The sequence below is a fragment of the Terrabacter sp. NPDC000476 genome, assembly GCF_040300125.1.
In the GTDB taxonomy this organism is placed as follows: domain Bacteria; phylum Actinomycetota; class Actinomycetes; order Actinomycetales; family Dermatophilaceae; genus Terrabacter.
The window spans coordinates 2,336,332-2,357,527 of the sequence record NZ_JBEPDF010000001.1 but is presented as its reverse complement, the minus strand read 5'-3'; the positions used below and the strand labels follow the sequence as shown (position 1 = coordinate 2,357,527).

Sequence of the window (21,196 nt, the reverse complement as noted above, 5' to 3'; positions counted from 1 at the left end):
CATGTCCGCCACCGCGAACCCCGTGACCGAGCGCTCCCAGGAGCTGCTCAAGCCACGCGAGGGCGGGCCCTCGTCCGGGCGCCGCTGGTTCCTGCCGGTCGTGCTGACCGTCATCTCCCTGATCTGGCTGTTCCCCCTGCTGCTCGCGCTCGTCAACTCGTTCCGTGACTACGCGTTCACGGCCAAGAACGGCTACATCTCGTGGGGCGGCTTCACGCTCGACAACTACAAGAACGCCTGGGAGCAGGGCGACTTCGGCCTGCACTTCTGGAACTCCTTCATCATCACGGTGCCCGCCGTGCTGCTGACGCTCTTCCTCTCGGCGTGCGTGGCGTTCGTCGTCGCGCGCTTCTCGTGGAAGGTCAACTTCGCGCTGCTCGGCTTCTTCATGGCCGCCAACCTGCTGCCCCCGCAGGCGCTGCTCATCCCGGTCTACCGGATGTTCCGTGCCATCGAGGTGCCGTTCTGGTTCAGCGAGTCGGGCACGCTGCTCAACAGCTTCCAGGGCCTCATCCTCGTCAACGTGGCCTTCCAGACGGGCTTCTGCGCCTTCGTGCTCAGCAACTACATGAAGGCGCTGCCCAAGGAGCTCTACGAGTCGGCCGTCATCGACGGCGCCAGCGTGACGCGGCAGTTCTTCCAGATCACGCTGCCGCTCTGCCGGCCGGCGCTCGCCGCCCTCGCGGTGCTGCAGACGACGTGGATCTACAACGAGTTCTTCTGGGCCACCGTGCTGCTCCAGCAGGGCGACAAGTACCCGGTGACGAGCTCGCTCAACAACCTCCGGGGTCAGTTCTTCACCGACAACAACCTCGTCGCGGCAGGATCGATGATCATCGCGATCCCGACCCTGGTGATCTTCTTCGTGCTCCAACGACACTTCGTGGCGGGCCTGACGCTCGGCGCGACCAAGGGATGACGTGACCGACCTGACCACCCCGTCCATCGTCCACCTCGAGTCCGCCGGGACCGCGCTCGTGCTCGAGCCGCGCCCCGGCGGTTCGGGGTTGCCCGAGGTGATCCACTGGGGTCCCGTCCTCGAGGGCGGGGCGAGCACGTATGCCGCCCTCGCCGCCCTCACGACGGCCCCCGCGCCCCCGAGCGCCCTCGACGAGCCGTGGCCGCTCACCGTGCTGCCCGGCGAGGCGGACGGCTGGGCGGGCACGCCCGGCTGGGCCGGCCACCGGGCCGGCGGCGCCGGTGCCGTGCGCTGGCACGACGTGTCGTGCTCGGCCGAGGGCGGCGCGCTCGTCACGCGCGCGACGTCGGCGGACGGCATCCGGCTCGAGCTGCGGCACGCCCTCGACGAGCACGGCGTGCTCCGCGTCGACGCGGCGGTGACGAACACCGCCGTGGCCGACGTCCCCCTCGACGTCGCGGCGCTGCGGGCGATCCTGCCGCTGCCGGTGCGGGCCGACGAGGTGCTCGACCTGACCGGCCGCTGGTGCCGCGAGCGCTCGCCTCAGCGCAGCCGGCTCGACCACGGCACCCACCTGCGGGCCAGCCGCCGCGGGCGCACCGGCCACGACGCGACGCTGCTGCTCATGGCCGGCACGCGCGGGTTCGACTGGGGCACGGGGGAGGTCTGGGCCGTGCACACCGCGTGGAGCGGCAACCACGAGCACCTCGTCGAGTCGCTGCCCGAGGGCGCCGGCCGCCACCACGCCGTGATCGGCGGCGGCGAGCTGCTCGCGCCGGGCGAGGTCCGCCTCGGACCGGGGGAGACGTATGCCGCGCCCACCGTCGTCTTCGTCCACTCCACGGAGGGGCTCGACGGCCTCTCGCGCCGCCTGCACCGCAGCCTCCGGGCCCGCGCGGGCCACCCGTCGCGTCCGCGCCCGGTCGTGCTCAACACGTGGGAGGCCGTCTACTTCGACACCGACCTCGACCAGCTCAAGGCGCTGGCCGACCAGGCCGCCCGCATCGGCGTCGAGCGCTTCGTGCTCGACGACGGCTGGTTCGGCGGGCGGCGCCACGACCGCGCCGGCCTCGGTGACTGGGTCGTCTCCGCGGACGTCTGGCCCGAGGGGATGCACCCCCTCGTCGACCACGTCAAGGGACTCGGCCTCGAGTTCGGCCTGTGGTTCGAGCCCGAGATGGTCAACGAGGACAGCGACCTCGTGCGCGCGCACCCCGACTGGGTGCTCCGGCCCGCCGCCGGCGCGCCCCGCGAGTGGCGCTGGCAGCAGCTGCTCGACCTGACGAACCCCGCCGCCTACGACCAGCTGCTCGAGCGGGTCAGCGCCCTCGTCGCTGGCCTCGGCATCGACTACATCAAGTGGGACCACAACCGCGACCTCCTCGAGGCCGTGCACACGGTCGGCGAGGCCGACGGGTCCGGCCGTCGCGTCGACGCCCCGGCGGTCCACGAGCACACGCTCGCCTACTACCGCCTCCTCGACGACCTGCGGGCCCGCCACCCGCGGCTCGAGATCGAGTCGTGCAGCAGCGGCGGCGCGCGCGTCGACCTCGAGGTGCTCGACCACACCGACCGCATCTGGACGAGCGACTGCAACGACGCGCTCGAGCGGGCCGCCATCCAGCGCTGGACGAGCCTGCTCGTGCCGGCGGAGCTGATGGGCACCCACATCGGCCCCGCCACGGCGCACACGACGCACCGCACGCTCGACCTCGGCTTCCGCATGCTGCTCGCGCTGCAGGGCCACCCCGGCCTCGAGTGGGACATCACGGGATGCACCGACGACGAGCTGACGGCGCTGACGGCGTGGACCGCCCTGGCGCGCGAGCTGCGGCCGCTGCTCCACACCGGCGACCTCGTGCGCTCGGAGACGCCCGACGGCACGGTGCTCGTCACGGGCACCGTCGACGCCGACCGCACGCACGCGGCCTACACGATCGCCCGGCTCGTCACCGGCCGCGACGCCGTCACCGGCTGCGTGCCGCTGCCGGGGCTCGACCCGACGAGGGCGTATGCCGTCCGCCTCCGCCCCGAGGCGGGCCTGGCGGCCGTCGTGCAGAACACGGGACCGGCCTGGTGGGAGCAGGCGCTCGCCGCCGACGGGGTGCGGGTGCCGGGGTCGGTGCTCTCGGGCGTCGGCCTGCCGCTGCCCGTGCTCGCGCCCGCGCAGGGCTACCTGCTCGAGGTCCAGGCCCGCTGACCCCGTCCCCGCCCGCCCCCACCCCCACCTCAACCGTCGAAAGGCCAAGAGATGCGGGTGTCGGCTGGTCGAGAGGCCACCGTTCGGCGACGATCATTGGCCTCTCGACCGGGTCCATCTCGCAGAGTGTGGCCTCTCGACGGTGAAGCGACGCCGCTGCCCGCCCGAGAGGGTGCGCACCCGGGCGTTCGCCACTGTGAGGGAGGACTCCCGTCAGAGTGGGACGGTGGCGCAGTCGGCGCACCGGCCGAGCAGCGCGGCGTGGCCGGTGTCGAGCTCGAAGCCCAGCTCGGCGCGCAGCCGTGCGGCCACGTCGTCGAAGAGCTCCGGCGCCACGTCGAGCACCCGCCCGCACACGTGGCACTGGACGTGCGCATGGTCGGGCTCGTGGTGGTGCGGCGCCGCCCGGTCGCCCGCCGGCGCGGGGTCCGTCAGGTGGTAGACCGTCGCCGACCCGCCGAGGTGGACGTGCGCCAGCACGCCGGCGTCGACGAGCGCGGCCAGCGTGCGGTAGACGGTGGCCCGGTGCACGCTCGGCGCGAGGAGCGCGACCCGGGCGCCGATCTGCTCGGCGTCGAGGTGCTCGTCGGCGACGTCGGCCGCGTCGACGACGCGCAGGACGGCGTGCCGGGCGGGCGTGACCCGTTCGCCGCCCGCCCGCAGCCGGGCGACGACGGCGGTCACGCGCCCGCTGTCACCCCCCGGGGCAGCCGAGCTGCGGGTGGCACGCGGGGCGTTCGAGGGGGTCACGCCCCCATTATCGGCAGTGGCAGACTCTCCCCGTGCGCGCACTCACCAAGCTGACCGCAGGCCCCGGCCTCTCCCTCGTCGACCGCCCCGAGCCCGAGTGCGGTCCGGCCGACGTCAAGATCCGGGTGCTGCGGGCCGGGCTCTGCGGCACCGACCTGCACCTGGCCGGCTGGGACGACTGGGCGGCCTCGACGGTCGAGCCGCCCCTCGTCATCGGGCACGAGTTCTACGGCGAGGTCGTCGAGATCGGCGAGGACGTGACCGGCGTCGCCGTCGGCGACCGCGCCTCGGGCGAGGGGCACATCGTCTGCGGTCGCTGCCGCAACTGCCGCGCCGGGCGCCGCCACCTCTGCATCCGCACCGAGGGCATCGGCGTCAACCGCGACGGCGCCTTCGCCGACTACGTCGTCATCCCGGCGAGCAACGTCTGGGTCCAGCCCGCCGACCTCGACCCCGACCTCGGTGCGGTCTTCGACCCGCTCGGCAACGCGACGCACACGGCGCTCCAGTGGCCCATGATCGGCGAGGACGTCGTCATCACGGGCGCCGGGCCCATCGGCGTCATGGCCGCGGCCATCGCCCGGCACGCGGGCGCGCGCTACGTCGTCGTCACCGACGCGAGCGACTACCGGCTCTCCCTCGCCGAGCACGCCGGCGCCGACCTGACGATCAACGTGACCCGCGAGAGCCTCGCCGACGCGCAGGCCCACCTCGGCATGAAGGAGGGCTTCGACATCGGTCTCGAGATGTCGGGCGCCGCGCCCGCCGTCAGCGACATGATCTCGAACATGAACCACGGCGGCCGCATCGCGCTGCTCGGCCTGCCGCACCAGTCCTACGACCTCGACTGGGGCAAGGTCATCACCCACATGATCACGCTCAAGGGCATCTACGGCCGCGAGATGTACGACACCTGGTACGCCATGTCGCAGATGATCGCGACGAGCGAGCGCTTCCGCTCGGCCGTCGCGCAGGTCATCACGCACCGCTTCCCGGCCGAGCAGTGGGAGGAGGCCTTCGAGACGGCGCGTTCCGGTCAGTGCGGCAAGGTCGTCCTCGACTGGAGCTGAAGGGTTTTCGTATGCCGTCCGCACCCGACCAGCCGCACCGTCCCCGCCCCCTCGTCCTCCTCCACGGCCTCGGCCAGTCACCGATCGCGTGGCAGGACTTCGTCTCGGCCTACGGCGCGGGTCGCCCGATGACGGCCCCGTGGATGAAGGGCCTGAGGCCCAAGGACCCCGTCGGCTTCGACCTCGCGGCCGCCGCCGACGGCGTGGCCGACGAGCTCGAGCTGCAGGGCGTGCGACAGGCCGACTTCGTCGCGGTGTCGGTCGGGGCGAGCGTCGCGCTGCGCCTCGCCGTGCAGCGGCCCGAGCTCGTGGGGCGGCTCGTGCTGGCCGGCGCGCTCGTGCGGCCCGGACGGGGAGCCTTGCGCCTGCAGAAGATCGCGATGCGCCTCGTGCCCGAGGGCAAGCTCGTCGACGCGGGCGTCTCGCGCCCCCGGATGCTCGCCGTGCTCGATGCGCTCAAGGGCTTCGACGGCACGGAGTCGCTGCGCGACGTGACGGCGCCGGTGCTGCTCGTCGCCGGGTCCAAGGACAAGGCGGGAGTGACTGCGGCGCAAGCGCTCTCGCAGCAGCTGCCGACGGCGCGGGTGCAGGTCGTCGACGGTGCCGGCTCGCTCGTCAACACCGAGTCGGCGCGAGAGCTCGCCGACCTCGCGCACGCCTTCCTCGACGACACCGACCCGGCCGCCTGACCACGGCCCCGGGAGCGGGACCGGGCCGGGCGGCCGGCGGCCGTCAGCTCAGCCGGTGGGCCACGTCGCGTGCGTCACGGCGCCGCCACGCACCTCCACCGTGAGCTCTACCACGCCGTCGGGCAGCGGCACGAGCTCGTGCGCGCCCTCCGGCACCGACGGGTAGACGAGCGTGTGCACGACCCCACCGGCGCTCGGTCGGCCCACCACGGCGACGTGCGGATGCCGGTGGCCGTGCTGGTGCTGGTGGCCGTGGTCGTGTCCGTGGTCATGATCGTGGTGGTGGTCGTGACCGGAGCCGCGCGCCGTCGACCCGGCCGGGCGGATCTCGACCTCGAGACCGTCGGTCGACCCGGGCATCGTGACGACGAGGGCACCCACGTCCCCTCCGATGTCGAGCAGCACCGGGCCCTGGCCGGCGTCGGGGTTCTCGGCGGTGCCCACGGTCAGGCGGCCGGCACCCCGGGAGCGGTCTGGAAGCCGCCGGCGGGGTCGGGCATGTAGGGGAAGTGCGGCAGCACCGCGAGGTTGGTGTTCGACGTGCCGTCCGTGAGGGCGGCCGCCGCGGCATCCGGGGTGAACGAGGGGTCCACGAGGGGGATCGTGGCTCCCGCGACCGCTCGCAGCTCGATGGCGACGACGTTGTCGATCAGCCTCCGGCCGTTCGGGAAGCCGGCTGCGTCCCCGGCGATGAGACCGATCGGGTTGGGCGACGTGCTCGGCGGCACCGCGAGGTTGAGCCGCAGCAGGTCGGCCTGCCGCGGTCCCGTGTAGTTCTGGAAGCCGGGCACGACCCCGGCGGGGATGCCGGTGAGCAGGATCGCGAGGAGGTCGGCGCGGTCCTTCGTGTAGGCCGCGAGGTTCGGGAAGACCCCGGGGTAGAGGGCCGGCAGCAGCTTGGCCAGCTCGGGGCGGGCGACGTACTTGGCGAAGGCGCTGTCGTAGCGCGGCGCGACGGCGTTCCAGCGGTCCTTCTCGGCCATCGGCGTGATGACCTCGTTGAAGAGCGGGTTGCCGAGACGGGACACCTGGGCGTAGGGCCCGTGCCCGCGGTGCCGCCCGTGGGAGTCGTCCCAGATGCGGGCCTTCTGGCGGCTCGCCGTGGCCCACACGCCGATCACAGAGGAGCCCCGCATCGGGTCGGTGGGCACGCGGTGGTCGCGGCTCAGGTCGGAGATCGGCACCTGCAGGGCGATGGTGTGCACGTTGAGCCCCTGCAGCCCGTTGACGCCGGCCACGCTGGGCAGCGGGAGCAGGTGGAGGTTCTGGAACGGGCGCAGGGCGCCGAGGTCGAAGATGCTGCCGAGGTCGACGAAGAAGGCGTCACCGCGCTGCCCGGCGAAGACGGTGCGGCCCCCGCGGATGGGGTGGACGCCGGCCGGGGTGAAGGTGGCGCCGTAGTTCGGGGTGCTGCGGGGACCGATGTTGACCGGCGGGCAGGCGAGCCGGCTGGCGAGCTGTCGAGGCTTCTCGCCACGCTCGATGCGGGTCACCGAGTAGAACTGCGGGCGGTTCCAGTTCGGGTCGTCGATGGAGGTGAGCGGTCCCGTGTTGTAGAGGAACGTCTTCTTGTCGAGGACCTTGGTGGTGAAACGGAACTCGTAGGTGACGTCGGCCTTGGCGTCGTCCCGGTTGCTGACGTGGATCGCGTAGACGACGTCGTCGCCGAACTCGTAGAAGTTCGGGCCGCCCTGCGGGTTCTGGAACGGGATGAAGTTCGCGATGAGGGTGACCGACCCCGGCTTGTCGGGGCTGACGAAGGCGTAGACGTCGGTGTTGTCGGCGACGGGGTCCTTCGAGATCTCTGGGGCTTCGCGGTGAGAGGACATGTCAGCGCCTCGCAGCCCGGTTGAGGCGGCGCACGAGGTCGTGGTCGTGGACGACCACCTCGCGCGTGCCGACGTAGAGCACGATCGTGCCGTGCTCCGGGTCGCTCACGTGCGCGACGAGGGGTTCACCCCGTCCGCTGCCCGCGGTGCCCGCGGTGGCGGGAGCGGCGACCGCGGAGCCGGCGGCCGCCGTGGTGACGGCTCCGGCTCCTGCTACGGCCAAGAAGCTTCGACGTGACGTGGACATGACTTCTCCTTCGAACAGCGGAACCACGGATCGGCGGGATGGCCGGTCGCGGGCGCAACACGGTCGAGGGGTCGTCAACCGGTCACGCTACGCCCACGGATCTCGAAAAGAACAGTCCCGCAACAGCTTTCATCGCGAATCTGTTTCACAAAGGGGTCGACCGGGGACGAACCATGACACCGCGCCCGATGCTGGATCATCGCCGCAGGCCGCCGTGCCCGCCGGCGGGGCGTCGGTTGCAAGAGCAGACGAGGTGCTGCCCGGCCCCGAGGGGGCACGGGTGCGTCGCCCGAGGGCGTAGCCGGCCCGAGCTCGCAGCATCACGGACGAGGTGCTCGCCCGTCACACGCCGACGAGTCCACCGGCCATGCCTTCCTCTTCGCCCAGCGCGAGAAACCGATCGGTCAGCCAATCCCCCATCGTGCCGGGATCGCAGTAGGGCCCGTGTTCGTGGCCGGCAGGGTCGATGACGACGATGCACCCCGACGGGACGTCGGGCGCCTCCTCGGTCGACGGTGGCCGACGGGTCGCGTCGATCCGATGACCCCACGGCCGCGCTCTCCGAAGCCAGAAGGTGGTCAGGGCCCGAGACAGACCGGCAGCGTCTCCCTCGACGCGTACTGGACCCTCGATGCCCCTGATGACGCGGACGTCCGGAGACCCGCGCAACGCCCGGGCCAGCTCGACGTCATGAGGTATCTGGATCTGCATCGTTCTCCTCCTTGATCCCCCGTCGCTCGAGCTCTTGGGCGACCACTCGTCGGAGCAGTCCCTCGAGGTGCACGTCGGACACCAGGGCGCTCATCTCGGCATTGGCGGCGTTCTGACGGGAGCGGACGTGGAGCAGCCAACCGGCAGTCGCCAGACCGGCCACGCCGACCACCGCCCACCACCAGGCGCTGGCCGCGACGCCGACCACCGCTCCGCCCGATGCCGACAGGAACATGACAGCGATGTCTGCCTGCCGCTGGGTGAGCATCACCCGACGAGTATGCGCGCGCACGGTTGCGTCACGAAGCCGTTTCGACCTGACTGCCAGTCGTACATCGGGGACGCCCGGGCTCGTGGGGCGACAGGCCCGTCGGCGTGGTTCAGTGAGCGCATGACCGATCATGAGACGCACCTCGTCGACGCCCCGGACGGCCGCACCCTCGAGGTGCTGACCACCGGCCCGGCGGACGGGCTGCCGCTCGTCTTCCACCACGGCACGCCGCAAGCCGCCGTGCCCTTCGGCATCCTCGAGCGGCCGGCCACCGAGCGGGGCCTGCGCACGATCGCCGTCTCACGGCCCGGCTACGGGCGGTCGACGCCGCGGCCCGACGCCGCGACGACCGCCACCGTCGCCGACGACGCCCGCGACACCGCCGCGGTGCTCGACGCGCTCGGTCACGACAGCTTCGTCACCCTGGGCTGGTCGGGCGGTGGGCCGAGGGCGCTCGCCTGCGCGGCCGTGCTGCCCCACCGCTGCCTCGCCGCGACCTCCGGGGTGGGCATCGCGCCGCCGGACGCCGACGGGCTCGACCTCACGGCGGGCATGGGGCCCGAGAACGTCGCCGAGTACGCCGCCGTCGCGGCGGGGCCCGAGGCGCTGACGGCCTTCCTCACGGAGCACGGGACGCCGGTGCTCTCGGCGGACGCCGACGACATCGCCCGCGAGCTCGGGGGCCTGCTGCCGCCCGTCGACGTGGCGGCGATGACGGGGGAGCTCGCCGCCTACCTCGCGGCCGCCTCACGCCACGCCGGCGCCCAGGGCATCGTCGGCTGGCGCGACGACGACCTGACCCACTCCCGCCCGTGGGGCTTCGACCTCGGCGCGATCGAGGTGCCGACGGCGGTGTGGCAAGGCACCGAGGACCTCATGGTGCCGATCGCGCACGCCCGGTGGCTCGCCGCGCACGTGGCGGGCACCCGGGCCCACCTCGTCGAGGGGGAGGGACACGTCTCGCTGCTCATGCGGATGGGCGACGTGCTCGACGACTTGCTCGCCCTGGCGGGCCGCTGACGGCCGCGCCGCACGGCATACGCTGGGTGGCGCCATCCGCACCGCGCCACCCACGCGCCCACCGGCCACGACCCGCGAAGGACACCGATGTACGGCTCAGTCAAGGACGAGATCGCCGCGACCCTGCGAGAGATCCAGGATGCCGGCCTCTACAAGAACGAGCGCGAGCTGACGTCGCCGCAGTCGGCGCACATCACCACCCTCAAGGCCGACGCGCTCAACTTCTGCGCCAACAACTACCTCGGCCTGGCCGACGACCCCGCCGTCGTCGAGGCCTCGAAGAAGGCGCTGGACGAGTGGGGTTTCGGCATGGCGTCGGTGCGCTTCATCTGCGGCACCCAGACGCTGCACACCTCGCTCGAGCACACGATCAGCGAGTTCCTCGGCACCGAGGCGACGATCCTCTACTCCTCGTGCTTCGACGCGAACGGCGGCGTCTTCGAGGTGCTCTTCGGCGCCGAGGACGCGATCGTCAGCGACGAGCTCAACCACGCCTCGATCATCGACGGCGTGCGCCTCTCCAAGGCGATGCGCTATCGCTACAGGAACGCCGACATGACCGACCTGCGGGCGCAGCTCGAGGCCGCCCGTGACGCCGGGGCCAGGCGCACGGTCGTCGTCACCGACGGCGTCTTCTCGATGGACGGCTCCTACGCACCGCTCGACCAGATCTGCGACCTGGCCGACGAGTTCGGCGCCCTCGTCTTCGTCGACGACTCGCACGCCGTGGGCTTCGTCGGCGACGGCGGCCGCGGCACGCCCGAGCTCTTCGGCGTCATGGACCGCGTCGACATCCTCACCGGCACCCTCGGCAAGGCGCTCGGCGGGGCCTCCGGCGGCTACGTCAGCTCGCACCGCGAGATCGTCGACCTGCTGCGCCAGCGCTCGCGCCCCTACCTCTTCAGCAACTCGGTCGCCCCGTCGGTCGTCGCCGGGTCGATGGCCGCGCTCGAGCTCGTCGAGGGCTCGGCCGAGAAGCGCGAGACGCTCAAGGCCAACACGGCCCTGTTCCACTCGCTCATGACCGAGGCCGGCTTCGAGCTGCTGCCCGGCACGCACCCCATCCGCCCGGTCATGTTCCCGGGCGAGGACGGGGCCCGCCGCGCCGCGCAGATCGCCGACCACATGCTCGGCAACGGCGTCTACGTCATCGCCTTCAGCTTCCCCGTCGTGCCGCGCGGCAAGGCCCGGATCCGGGTGCAGCTCTCGGCCGCTCACTCCGAGGCCGACGTCCGTGCCTGCGTCGACGCCTTCGTCGCCGCCCGGGACGCGGTCGCCTGACCGGGCCGGCTGCAACCCCGCCGTGGCGCAGTTGCAGCCGCGTGCGGGGCCGAAACTCGGCTGCAAGCGCGCCGTGGCGCAGTTGCAGCCGCGTGCGCGGCCGACTCTGCGCTGCAACTGCGCCACGGCGCGGTTCGGGGCGGCTCCTCGCACCCTGCGAGGTCCCGCTCCCCGGCTACCGGTCCGCGGTGCTGAACGCCTGGCGCAGCCGGGGCACCCGGCGGATGACGAACCGATCGAGCAGGAGCACGAGCACGAGCGACGCGCCGAACACCGGCAGGAAGACCGCCAGCGCCACGACGACGACGGCGAGCAGCGGTGAGGCCACGAGCGGCATACGGCCGCGGGGTGCACCGACGGCGCCGGCGCCGCGGGGCCGACGCCGCCACCACATGAGCGGCCCGGTGACGCACGAGACGACCACGGCCACGCAGAAGAGCGCCGTCAGCCAGAAGTTGACCGTGCCGAGGCGGCGGCCCTCGTGCAGGGCGATGCCCTGGCTGACGACCTTGGCCAGGGTCGGGTAGTCGTCGTAGCCGTACGTGCTGACGACCTGGCCGCCGAAGCGGTCGACGTGGACGGTGCGCTCGGCGCCCGGGTCGTCGAACGCGTAGCCGATGACCGAGTAGACGCCGCGGTCGTCCGATGGCAGCGCCACGGTCATCGGGTGGGCGAGCCCCGAACGCGAACCGACCTCGACGGCCGTGTCGAGGTTCGCCACGCTGACCTCGTCGCCCGCAGCCCCCGGGTTCGACTGCGGCACCGGGCTCTTGCCCTGCGCCCACGGCACGGCGTGGTGGCTGTGCGGCAACGACTCGTCGAGCGTCGAGGTCGGGTTCGACAGCGCCCCGGGATCCGCGCTCCACAGCGACGTGCCCCGGTCGGTCGCGAGCTGCTGCACCTGCTCGCCCCAGATGCCGGTCCAGGGCAGCCCGGAGACGACGAGGAGCAGCAGCCCCGCGCCGACGACGAGGCCGGTGCGGGCGTGCATCGTGCGCAGCCGGGCGTTCGGCGCCCCGGCGAGCCGCTGGCGCCGACGCGCCCGCCGGCCCTTGAAGAAGAGGACGTAGCCGGTGACCGCCATGACGATCGCCCAGCACGCACCGAGCTCCATGACCGTGTCACCGACCCGCCCGGCCATGAGGTCGGCGTGCAGGCGCACGGCCGTGCCGCTGATCGTCGAGTCGGGGTCGAGCGAGCCGAGCACGCGCACCGTGTAGGGGTCGACGAAGACGTCCCGCGTCAGCCCCTCCGCGGTCTCGACGGTGAAGCGGGCGCTGTCGTCGGCGCCGGTGGGCTCGGTGAAGGAGACGACGGTCGCACCGGGGTCGGCCGCCTGCACCGCCTCGAGCTGGGTCTGCCACGGCTGCGTGAGCTGGCCCTGCGCGTGGTCGACGCGCATGAGGTCGGCGTGCAGCAGCGGCTCGATCTGGAAGCGGAAGAGGTAGACGAGGCCGGTGAGGGAGAGGACGAGCAGGACGGGGACGACGACCACGGAGGCGTAGAAGTGCCAGCGCCAGAAGGCGCGGAAGAGGCCGGTGCGTGGTCGGGCGGCCTTCTGGGAGTCGGGTTTCGGACGTGCGGGATCGAGAACGGACATGGTGCTCCTCGAGCATGACGGAAGGGGGCGGCGGCCGGTCGGTGGCCGGCGCCGCAGGAGGTGTCAGTGCAGGAGGAAGGCGGGTGGGCCGCGGCGCACCGGGGTGCGCGCGCTCCAGACGTCGGGCCGGACGAGCCGCGCGGTCCGCTCGACCCGGCGGGCGGTTCGGCCGCGCTCGGCGTCGCCCGCGGCCGAGAGGAGGAGCCCGAGCGCGCTCACGAGCGATCCACCCGTGAGGGCGGCCACGACGCGCGCGGCCGCAGCGCCGAGCCCCGCCGCCAGCGCGGCCACGAGGGTGCACGCGACGGCCCACGACCGCTCGCCGCGGGTCAGCAGCACGCCGACCGCGACGGCCGCCAGCACGTGCGCGAGCAGCATGCCGGGGCCCGGCAGCAGGTCGCCGAGCCCCGCCGCCGAGGCGGTCGAGGCGGAGGCCGCCGTCGGGCTCGCCGACGACGCGGCGGCCCCGAGGTCGCCCACCTCGATGCGTCCCAGCGGCCGTATGCCGTGGGCCGTGTGGGTGGCGACGTGGCCGCCCGACGCGGAGCCGTGCGCGTGCCCGCCGGGACCCGCCGCGAGCGCGGTGACCGCGTGGGCGACGTGGGCCGCGACCTGGAGGACGACGAGCAGCGCGCCCGCGCGGGCGAGCGTCATCTCCCTCCGGACGAAGGGCAGGCAGGCCCCGGTCAGCAGCAGCGTCGTGACGACGACCGCCGTGCCGGAGACGAGGTGGCCGCCACCCGCGGCGTGCGCGAGCGTGGCCGTGCCGGAGGCCACGGCGGCGAGCACGACGGCGCGCAGGGTCTGCGCGTGCGGGCTCGTGGCGGTGGAGGGCACGCGACAAGGGTAGGGCAGGCCGCGTCGGCCGGTGGGCGGGTCGCGTCAGCCGGTGGGCAGGTCGCGCATCCAGGGGCGGGTGAGGTCGAAGCGGCGTCCCGAGATCTCGTCGACCTCGATGGCGACGACGATGGACTTCGGGGTGTCGACCCAAGGCCGCACCGGCAGCCGCTCCACGACATAGGCCGCCTGCCCCTCGAGGGTGCGGGTGCGACCGCGGCAGATGACGCTCGTCGCGCGCTCCTCGGCCACCTCGTCGACCTCGAAGGCGACGTCGGGGTTGGCCGTCACCCCGAAGAGCTTGCTGCCCTCCGCCGTCATGAAGACGAGGCGCTCGCCGTCGACGGCGTAGTTGATCGGCACGATGTGCACCTCCCCGACGAGGTGGAAGGCGAGGCGGCCGAACTCGTGGGACCGCAGGAAGCCCCAGGCCTCCTCCGGGTGAAGGACGTGGACGGGGTCTCGGTCGGACATGGTGACCTCCTCGGAGGTGCGGGCTGGTCGACGTCTGGTCGACGGGGGGGACCGGGCGGCTGCTGTCGCCTACTACTCATCGTAGGAGTCGCGGGCCCCGCCGTGACCCGTCTCGTGGCGAGTCACGTGTCACACCGCGCGTGCGATTGACTGGCCCCATGGACTTCTACAGCTCCTACGCCCAGGGCTTCGCACGGGTGGCGGCCTGCACGGTGCCGATCGCGGCGGCCGACCCCGAGCGCAACGCCGACGCCGTCATCGCCCGGGTGCGCGAGCTCGACGGCGACGGCGTGGCGCTCGCGATCTTCCCGGAGCTGTGCCTCTCCGGCTACGCCATCGACGACCTGCTCCTGCAGGACCCCCTCCTCGACGCCGTCGACGACGCCCTGGCGCGCATCGCCGAGGCGACGGCCGACCTGCGGCCCGTCGTCGTCGTCGGCGCCCCCCTCGAGAAGGGCTCGCGCGTCTACAACTGCGGCGTCGTCATCCACCGCGGCCGGGTCATCGGCGTCGCGCCGAAGTCGTACCTGCCGACCTACCGGGAGTTCTACGAGCGGCGCCACTTCGCGCCGGGCGACGACCAGCGGGGGCAGACGGTCGACGTGGCGGGGGACCGGGTGCCCTTCGGCCCCGACCTGCTCTTCCGCGCCACCGACGTGCCCGGTCTCGTCGTGCACGTCGAGGTGTGCGAGGACGTCTGGGTGCCGGTGCCGCCGAGCCACGAGGCCGCCCTCGCCGGCGCGACGGTGCTGACGAACCTCTCGGGCTCGCCCATCACCGTCGCGCGCGCCGAGGACCGCCACCTGCTTGCCCGGAGCGCCTCCGCACGGTGCATCGCGGCCTACCTCTACGCGGCCGCGGGGGAGGGCGAGAGCTCGACCGACCTGTCGTGGGACGGCATGACGATGGTCTACGAGAACGGCGCGCTCCTCGCCGAGAGCGAGCGCTTCCCGGAGGGCCCGCGCGCCTCGGTCGTCGACGTCGACCTCGACCTGCTCCGCCAGGAGCGCCAGCGCCAGGGCACCTTCGACGACAACCGCCGTGCGCTCGCCGCACGCACCGAGGGGTTCCGCACCGTCGAGCTCGAGCTCGACCTCCCGACCGGCGACATCGGGCTGCTGCGCAAGGTCGACCGCTTCCCGTTCGTGCCCGACGACGAGGACCGCCTCGCGCTCGACTGCTACGAGGCGTACAACATCCAGGTCTCCGGCCTCGAACAGCGGCTGCGCGCCATCGGCCAGCCGAAGATCGTCATCGGCGTCAGCGGCGGGCTCGACAGCACGCACGCGCTCATCGTGGCGGCCAAGGCGATGGACCGGCTCGGCCGGCCGCGCAGCGACGTCCTCGCCTTCACGATGCCGGGCTTCGCGACGAGCGACCACACGAAGCGCAACGCCATCGCCCTGATGGAGTCGCTCGACGTCACGTGGGAGGAGCTCGACATCCGGCCGGCCGCCACGCAGATGCTCGAGGCCATGGGCCACCCCTTCGGCCGGGGCGAGGAGGTCTACGACGTGACGTTCGAGAACGTCCAGGCCGGTCTGCGCTACGACTACCTCTTCCGCATCGCGAACCAGCGTGGCGGCATCGTGCTCGGCACCGGCGACCTCTCCGAGCTCGCGCTGGGCTGGTGCACCTACGGCGTCGGCGACCAGATGAGTCACTACGGCATCAACAGCGGGGTGCCGAAGACCCTGATGCAGCACCTGATCCGCTGGGTCGTCTCGTCGAGGCAGTTCGAGGAGCACGTGGGTGAGCTGCTGACCTCCATCCTCGACACCGAGATCAGCCCCGAGCTCGTGCCGGCCAAGGAGGGCGACAAGCCACAGAGCACGCAGGCCGTCATCGGGCCCTACCCGCTGCAGGACTTCACGCTCTTCCACGTGCTGCGCCGCGGCTACCGGCCCTCGAAGATCGCCTACCTCGCATGGAATGCCTGGCGCGACAGCGCTGCCGGGGACTGGCCGGCCGGCTACCCCGAGGCCGACCGCGCAGCCTACGACCTGGCGACGATCCGCCACTGGCTCGAGGTCTTCCTCCGGCGCTACTTCGCCAACCAGTTCAAACGCTCGGCGCTGCCGAACGGCCCCAAGGTCGTGGCCGGCGGCTCGCTGTCGCCGCGTGGCGACTGGCGCATGCCGTCCGACGTGTCCGCCGTGACGTGGCTCAGCGAGCTCGACGCGAACGTCCCCGAGAAGTAAGGCGATCCGAGTGGCAGCGAAGATCATCGTCCGCGATCACCTCGACGACGACTGGCCCGCCGTGTGGTCGGTCATCGAGGAGGTGGTGCGCGCCGGCGACACGTTCCCGTTCCCCGTCGACCTCACGGAGCCGGAGGCGCGCGGGATCTGGCTCGAGAACGGCCCCGGCGGCCGGGTCACCGTGGCGACCGAGGGCGACGCCGTCGTCGGCACCGCGAAGATGGGCCGCAACCGGCCCGGCCCCGGGGCGCACGTCGCGACGGCCAGCTACATGGTCGCGGCCGGCGCGCGTGGTCGTGGCGTCGGGCGCGCGCTCGTGGTCGACTCGCTCGAGTGGGCGCGCGCGTCCGGGTTCGCCGCCATGCAGTTCAACGCCGTCGTCGCGACGAACACCGGTGCGGTCCGGCTGTACGAGAGCCTCGGCTTCACCGTGGTCGGCACCGTGCCGCGGGCCCACGAGCTGCCGTCGGGCGAGCGCGTGGGCCTCAGCGTCATGCACGTCGACCTGTAGGTCAGGCGGTCAGCACCACCTTGAGGGCCCGGGTGTCGGCGGCGCGCGCGAAGGTGTCGTAGGCCTCGAGGAACTCGCCCATCGCGAACCGGTGCGTGACGAACCGCGCGAGGTCGACCTGGTGGGTCGTCAGGAGGCGCAGCAGCGTCGGCGTCGAGTACGTGTCGACGAGACCCGTCGTGATGGTGACGTTGCGGATCCACAGGTCCTCGAGGTGCAGCGTGGCCGGGCCGCCGTGCACGCCGACGTTCGCGACGCGGCCGCCGGGGCGCACGAGCGCGGCGCACTGCTCGAACGTCGCGGCCACACCCACGGCCTCGATCGCCACGTCGGCGCCGAGCCCCTGGGTGAGGTCGCGGACGACGGCGACGACGTCCTCGCGCGCCGGGTTGAGCGTGACGTCCGCCCCGAACTGCTTGGCCGCCTCGAGCCGGGCGTCGGCCAGGTCGATCGCCACGACGTGGGCCGGACTGAAGAGCTTGGCGCCCATGATGGCGGAGAGGCCGACCGGGCCGGCGCCCACCACCGCTACGACGTCACCGGGCGAGACCCGGCCGTTCAGCACACCGACCTCGTAGCCCGTGGGCCCGATGTCGGCGAGCATGAGCACCTCCTCGTCGGTCACGCCGTCCGGGACGGCATACGTCGACGTGTCCGCGAACGGCACGCGCACGTACTCCGCCTGCGTGCCGTCGATGCGGTGGCCGAGGATCCAGCCGCCGCCCCCGATGCACTGGCCGTAGCTGCCGGCGCGGCAGTAGCGGCAGGCGCCGCAGGCCGTGATGCACGAGACGAGCACGCGGTCGCCCACGCGCACGTTCTTGACGCCGGGCCCCACCTCGGTGACGGTGCCGACGGCCTCGTGGCCGAGGACGCGCCCCTCGGTGACGGCGGCGACGTCACCCTTGAGGATGTGCAGGTCGGTGCCGCAGATGGTGACGGTGTCGACCTTGACGACGGCGTCGGTGTCGGCCTGCACGGTCGGCATCGGCACCTCCTCCCACGCCTTGCGGCCGGGGCCGTGGTAGACGATCGCGTGCACGGTGCTCATCGCTGCTCCTCCTGGGTGGGGACGCCGCACCCGCGGCATCCCCACCAGTGCACGCCGTGGGCACGGTGGGGCGACAGGGCCGTTCGTCCCGACCGGTGGTGACCGGTTCGGGACGGTGGTCCCCCGGGGCGAGGACGCCCGGGGGATCCCGTCAGAGGCCGCCGATCTGCGTCAGCTCGGTGCGCAGCAGCGCGACGAGCGCGTCGAGCTGGAGCGTGTCGCCCGAGGTGACGGCCTCGTCGCTGCCGTCGAGCGCCCGGGCCGCGAGGCCCTGCTTGGCGTCGATGAGCTCGGCGATCTTCGTGTCGATGGTGCCGGAGGCGAGGATGCGCCACGCGGTGACCGGCTCGTCCTGGCCGATGCGGTGCACGCGGTCGATGGCCTGCTGCTGCTCGGCCGCCGTCCACGACAGCTCGGCGAGCACGACGTTCGAGGCGGCGTGCAGGTTGAGCCCGACGCCGGCGGCCGTGAGCGAGCAGACGGCCACGGCGACGTCGGGGTCCTTCTGGAACGCGTCGATGGCCTCCTGGCGCTGCTTCGAGGTCTGCTCGCCGCGGACCGAGACGGTGCGCAGCCCGGCCGAGGCGAGCACGCTCTCGGCGGCGTCCATGACGTCGATGTGCTTGGCGAAGAAGACGACCTTGCCGACCGAGTGCGAGAGCTGCACGGCGTAGTCGGCGGCGAGGGTCGACTTCGCCTGACCGATGCGGCGCACGAGCGAGAAGACGTTGTCGGTGCCCTTCTCCGACGAGGCCGAACGCAGCTCGGCGGCCGCCACGCGGCGCATCAGCGCGCTGTCGGGCTCGTCGTCCTCCTCCACGCCCTCGCCCTGGGCGAGCAGCGCCCGGTAGCGCGCGGCGAGGCGGCGGCCGAGGGCCCGCTCGGCCTCGCGGATCGAGCGGCCGAGGTCGTCGTCGAGCTCCACCGTGATGTCGGCGATGCGCTTGTCGGGCAGGTCCTTCGCGACGTCGATCTTGCGACGGCGCACGATGCCCATGTCGATGACGGTGCGGCGTGCCTCGGGGTAGAACGCGCGGTCGGCCGGCGTGTAGCCGGTCTCGTCGAGCCGGCGCACGATGTCGGCGGTGGGCTTGCCGTCCCGGATCCAGCCGAGGAAGCGCCAGATCGCGTCGAAGTCCTTGACGTCGTTGATGAGCGGCGTGCCGGTGAGGGCGATGAGGAGCGGGTCGCCGCCCGGTGTCGTCTCGCGGAGGCGGTCGCCGAGGGCGAGCACCTGCTGCGAGCGCTGCGAGCCGAGGTTCTTGATGAAGTGGGCCTCGTCGACGACCATCGAGCGGAACCCGAAGCTCGAGAGCCAGGCGAAGTGCCGGTCGAGGATCTCGTAGTTGACGACGAAGACGTCGGCAAAGGCGTCGACGTCGTTGCCGTCGCCGTGGATGACGGTGACCCGCCGCTGGGGGGTCCACCGCTCCACCTCGCGGGCCCAGTTGATCTTCACGACGTTGGGCACGACGGCGAGCATCGGGTAGGTGTTCGCCACCGACGCGGCGAGCACCGACTGGGCGGTCTTGCCGAGGCCGGGCTCGTCGGCGAGCAGGAAGGTGCGGTGGCTGGCCTGCACGCTCTGCAGGAAGCGCGACTGGTGCACCATCAGCTGCGAGCCCGGCGGGGAGAAGCGGTCGATGGGCGGCTTCGGCGGCAGGTCCATCGAGGCCGCCTCGCCGCCCGCGCCCTGCTCGAAGGCGCGGTAGAGCGGGCTGAGCAGGTCCCAGCCGGCCAGGCGGCCGGGCAGGTAGTCGTGATGCGTGGCCCGGTCGAGGTCGGGCGTGAGGAACGGGTTGGCCATCGCGCGGGCCGGCACCGACTGCGGCGTCACCTGGCGCGCCGCGATCTGCGGCGGCACGACCGGGCGCGGCGGCTCGGGGGCCGTGATGACGAGGTCCTCCTCGGCGAGCTCGGCCCCGGACTCGAGCAGCCAGTCGCGGCGCATCTGCTGCGCGGCGGGGCCCGGCTTGGCGTTCGCGTCGAGCAGCGTCAGCAGGCTCGTGTCACGGGCCGTGATCTGGGCGAGGATCGTCGCGATGCCGTCGAGCCGCTTGAGCAGGTCGGCGCGGGTCGCGGCGGGGATCGAGGCGTCGTCGCGCACGCGCGAGCGCTCGGAGCGCATGAGCAGGGCCACGACGAGGAACTTCGTCCGGTTGGTCGGGCTCGCCTTGCCCTTGCTCGAGACCCTGGCCTCCACCTCGCGCACGCGGCGGGCCAGCACCGGGATGAGCGGTGCGGGGTCGTCGCGGCGCGGGGTGCCGTGGCGCTGGTCGGCGCCCTTGCGCTGGGTGGAGCCCTTGCCCTGGCCGTCGCTGGGGCGGCGGCGAACGCGCGTTGCCATGTTCCTCCTGATGACGCGGCGGACGCGGGGCCGGCCTCCCGGCGGCACCCTGCGCTCGACGCGACGTCGAACCCTGTCTGTGCCGGCGGCGGACTCGACCCGAGTCCCGGCGGACGCGCAGTGGCGCGCCACGATGTCCCGGACCCGGGGCGACGCGTCACGCAGGACGTGGACCGTCGGCCGCCGTTCGTGCGCCACGTGGGCGTGGGGACAGCTCGACTCTACAGGGCGTCGCGGGCCGTCGGTGGCGTATGCCGTCGCGCTCGCCGAGGAGGGCTGCCGCCGCGCCCGTCGTCAGCCGAGCCCGACGCCCACGAGGGCGCCGATGGCATACGTGATGCCCATGGCCAGCAGGCCGCCCGCGACGTTGCGGGCCACGGCCCGAGCGACGGGGCTGCGGCCGAGGCGCGCGCTCACCCAGCCGGTCAGGGCGAGGGCCGCGGCGACGCTGACGACGGTGACGTGGATGCGCAGGCGCTCGGGGCTGAAGGTGATCGTCAGCATGGGCAGCACCGCGCCGACGACGAAGGCGACCGCCGAGGCGGCCGCCGCGTGCCACGGGTTGGTGAGGTCGTCGGGGTCGATGCCGAGCTCGGCCTCGGCGTGCGCGCCGAGGGCGTCGTGCGCCGTGAGCTCGCGCGCGACCTGCTCGGCCAGCGCGCGGCCCAGGCCCTTGGCCTCGTAGAGCTGGGTCAGCTCCTCGAGCTCGCCCTCGGGGTCCTCGCGCAGCTCCTGCTTCTCGAGGCGGATGAGGGCGCGTTCGGAGTCGCGCTGGGTGCTCACCGAGACGTACTCGCCGGCCGCCATCGACATCGCGCCCGCCGCGAGCGCGGCGATCCCGGCCAGCACGATCGAGCCCTTGTCGCTCGTCGCGCCCGCCACGCCGACGACGACTCCCGCCGTCGAGACGATGCCGTCGTTCGCGCCGAGCACCCCGGCGCGCAGCCAGTTGAGGCGGCTGCCGACCGCCGCGTCGTGCGGTTCGTCCCGCTCGTGCGCGGCGGGGGGTGTCGCGTCGTCGAACGCGCGGGTGTCAGGCATCAGGGGCTCCGGGGCCGTCGGGACGAAGGGGGTGCCGCACGATCGTGGCACCTGTCGGCGGGCTCGTCACGGCGGGGTGCCCGTACCCGTGCGGCCCGGGGCGCGAGCGGTCCGGGCCGGGGTCGGGGTCGGGGCCGCGGCCGCGGC

Annotated in this window: 20 protein-coding genes; 8 read left to right on the top strand and 12 right to left on the bottom strand. The window is 73.1% G+C overall.

Translation table 11 applies throughout. The annotated features are described in order from the left end of the window. Position 1: 1 nt before the first annotated feature. Together ABT295_RS11115 and ABT295_RS11110 are read left to right on the top strand one after the other, a co-directional pair. Entirely contained in the window at positions 2–919 is a 918-nt protein-coding gene (locus ABT295_RS11115) for a carbohydrate ABC transporter permease (protein WP_352394410.1), read from the top strand. 1 nt (position 920) lies between these two features. Next, on the top strand, positions 921–3,119 hold the full coding sequence (locus ABT295_RS11110) for an alpha-galactosidase (protein WP_352394409.1): 2,199 nt from the start codon (positions 921–923) through the stop codon (positions 3,117–3,119). A gap of 213 nt (positions 3,120–3,332) precedes the next feature. Here ABT295_RS11110 and ABT295_RS11105 read toward each other — a convergent pair whose 3' ends face one another. Continuing rightward, a complete protein-coding gene (locus ABT295_RS11105; RefSeq protein ID WP_352394408.1) occupies positions 3,333–3,869 on the bottom strand; it encodes a Fur family transcriptional regulator in 537 nt (178 codons plus the stop codon). 32 nt (positions 3,870–3,901) lie between these two features. On the opposite strand from ABT295_RS11105, the gene tdh reads away from it, so the two are divergent. After that, positions 3,902–4,939: an L-threonine 3-dehydrogenase gene (gene tdh / locus ABT295_RS11100; protein ID WP_352394407.1), complete on the top strand. Its 1,038-nt coding sequence runs from the start codon at positions 3,902–3,904 to the stop codon at positions 4,937–4,939. 11 nt (positions 4,940–4,950) lie between these two features. Then, positions 4,951–5,628, top strand: a complete 678-nt coding sequence (locus ABT295_RS11095) for an alpha/beta fold hydrolase (RefSeq protein ID WP_352394406.1) — start codon at positions 4,951–4,953, stop codon at positions 5,626–5,628. A 48-nt stretch (positions 5,629–5,676) separates the two neighbouring features. Here ABT295_RS11095 and ABT295_RS11090 read toward each other — a convergent pair whose 3' ends face one another. The 5 genes from ABT295_RS11090 to ABT295_RS11070 form a co-directional block, all read right to left on the bottom strand. Continuing rightward, positions 5,677–6,072, bottom strand: a complete 396-nt coding sequence (locus ABT295_RS11090) for a hypothetical protein (RefSeq protein WP_352394405.1) — start codon at positions 6,070–6,072, stop codon at positions 5,677–5,679. 2 nt (positions 6,073–6,074) lie between these two features. Next, on the bottom strand, positions 6,075–7,457 hold the full coding sequence (locus ABT295_RS11085; RefSeq protein WP_352394404.1) for a DUF4331 domain-containing protein: 1,383 nt from the start codon (positions 7,455–7,457) through the stop codon (positions 6,075–6,077). A gap of 1 nt (position 7,458) precedes the next feature. After that, complete coding sequence (locus ABT295_RS11080; protein WP_352394403.1) at positions 7,459–7,704, bottom strand: hypothetical protein; 246 nt, start codon at positions 7,702–7,704, stop codon at positions 7,459–7,461. Between the two features lie 342 nt (positions 7,705–8,046). Beyond that, complete coding sequence (locus tag ABT295_RS11075; RefSeq protein ID WP_352394402.1) at positions 8,047–8,415, bottom strand: hypothetical protein; 369 nt, start codon at positions 8,413–8,415, stop codon at positions 8,047–8,049. Then, positions 8,393–8,686, bottom strand: coding sequence for a hypothetical protein (locus ABT295_RS11070; RefSeq protein WP_352394401.1), 294 nt, complete (start codon positions 8,684–8,686; stop codon positions 8,393–8,395). The genes ABT295_RS11075 and ABT295_RS11070 overlap by 23 nt, the downstream gene beginning before the upstream one ends. 120 nt (positions 8,687–8,806) lie before the next feature. On the opposite strand from ABT295_RS11070, the gene ABT295_RS11065 reads away from it, so the two are divergent. Both ABT295_RS11065 and ABT295_RS11060 read left to right on the top strand, forming a co-directional pair. Then, positions 8,807–9,706, top strand: coding sequence for an alpha/beta fold hydrolase (locus ABT295_RS11065; protein WP_352394400.1), 900 nt, complete (start codon positions 8,807–8,809; stop codon positions 9,704–9,706). 87 nt (positions 9,707–9,793) lie between these two features. Next, on the top strand, positions 9,794–10,987 hold the full coding sequence (locus ABT295_RS11060) for a glycine C-acetyltransferase (RefSeq protein WP_352394399.1): 1,194 nt from the start codon (positions 9,794–9,796) through the stop codon (positions 10,985–10,987). A 175-nt stretch (positions 10,988–11,162) separates the two neighbouring features. Here ABT295_RS11060 and ABT295_RS11055 read toward each other — a convergent pair whose 3' ends face one another. The 3 genes from ABT295_RS11055 to ABT295_RS11045 form a co-directional block, all read right to left on the bottom strand. Then, positions 11,163–12,587 (bottom strand): PepSY-associated TM helix domain-containing protein, encoded by a 1,425-nt coding sequence (locus ABT295_RS11055; RefSeq protein WP_352394398.1) that lies wholly within the window; start codon positions 12,585–12,587, stop codon positions 11,163–11,165. A 63-nt stretch (positions 12,588–12,650) separates the two neighbouring features. Continuing rightward, positions 12,651–13,424, bottom strand: a complete 774-nt coding sequence (locus ABT295_RS11050) for a hypothetical protein (RefSeq protein WP_352394397.1) — start codon at positions 13,422–13,424, stop codon at positions 12,651–12,653. Between the two features lie 45 nt (positions 13,425–13,469). Continuing rightward, positions 13,470–13,898: a pyridoxamine 5'-phosphate oxidase family protein gene (locus ABT295_RS11045; RefSeq protein WP_345506057.1), complete on the bottom strand. Its 429-nt coding sequence runs from the start codon at positions 13,896–13,898 to the stop codon at positions 13,470–13,472. A gap of 158 nt (positions 13,899–14,056) precedes the next feature. Between ABT295_RS11045 and ABT295_RS11040 the strand changes: the two genes are divergently transcribed. Together ABT295_RS11040 and ABT295_RS11035 are read left to right on the top strand one after the other, a co-directional pair. Then, positions 14,057–16,099 carry an NAD(+) synthase gene (locus ABT295_RS11040; RefSeq protein WP_352394396.1) on the top strand — a complete coding sequence of 681 codons (2,043 nt, stop codon included), beginning with the start codon at positions 14,057–14,059 and terminating at the stop codon, positions 16,097–16,099. Between the two features lie 10 nt (positions 16,100–16,109). Beyond that, positions 16,110–16,610: a GNAT family N-acetyltransferase gene (locus tag ABT295_RS11035; RefSeq protein WP_352394395.1), complete on the top strand. Its 501-nt coding sequence runs from the start codon at positions 16,110–16,112 to the stop codon at positions 16,608–16,610. A gap of 1 nt (position 16,611) precedes the next feature. On the opposite strand, the gene ABT295_RS11030 is transcribed toward ABT295_RS11035, so the two are convergent. The 3 genes from ABT295_RS11030 to ABT295_RS11020 all read right to left on the bottom strand — a co-directional run bounded on the left by ABT295_RS11030 (position 16,612) and on the right by ABT295_RS11020 (position 21,049). After that, entirely contained in the window at positions 16,612–17,652 is a 1,041-nt protein-coding gene (locus tag ABT295_RS11030; RefSeq protein WP_352394720.1) for a zinc-binding dehydrogenase, read from the bottom strand. 160 nt (positions 17,653–17,812) lie between these two features. Next, positions 17,813–20,008: a DEAD/DEAH box helicase gene (locus ABT295_RS11025; RefSeq protein WP_352394394.1), complete on the bottom strand. Its 2,196-nt coding sequence runs from the start codon at positions 20,006–20,008 to the stop codon at positions 17,813–17,815. A gap of 294 nt (positions 20,009–20,302) precedes the next feature. Next, positions 20,303–21,049 (bottom strand): VIT1/CCC1 transporter family protein, encoded by a 747-nt coding sequence (locus ABT295_RS11020; protein WP_352394393.1) that lies wholly within the window; start codon positions 21,047–21,049, stop codon positions 20,303–20,305. Positions 21,050–21,196 lie beyond the last annotated feature (147 nt).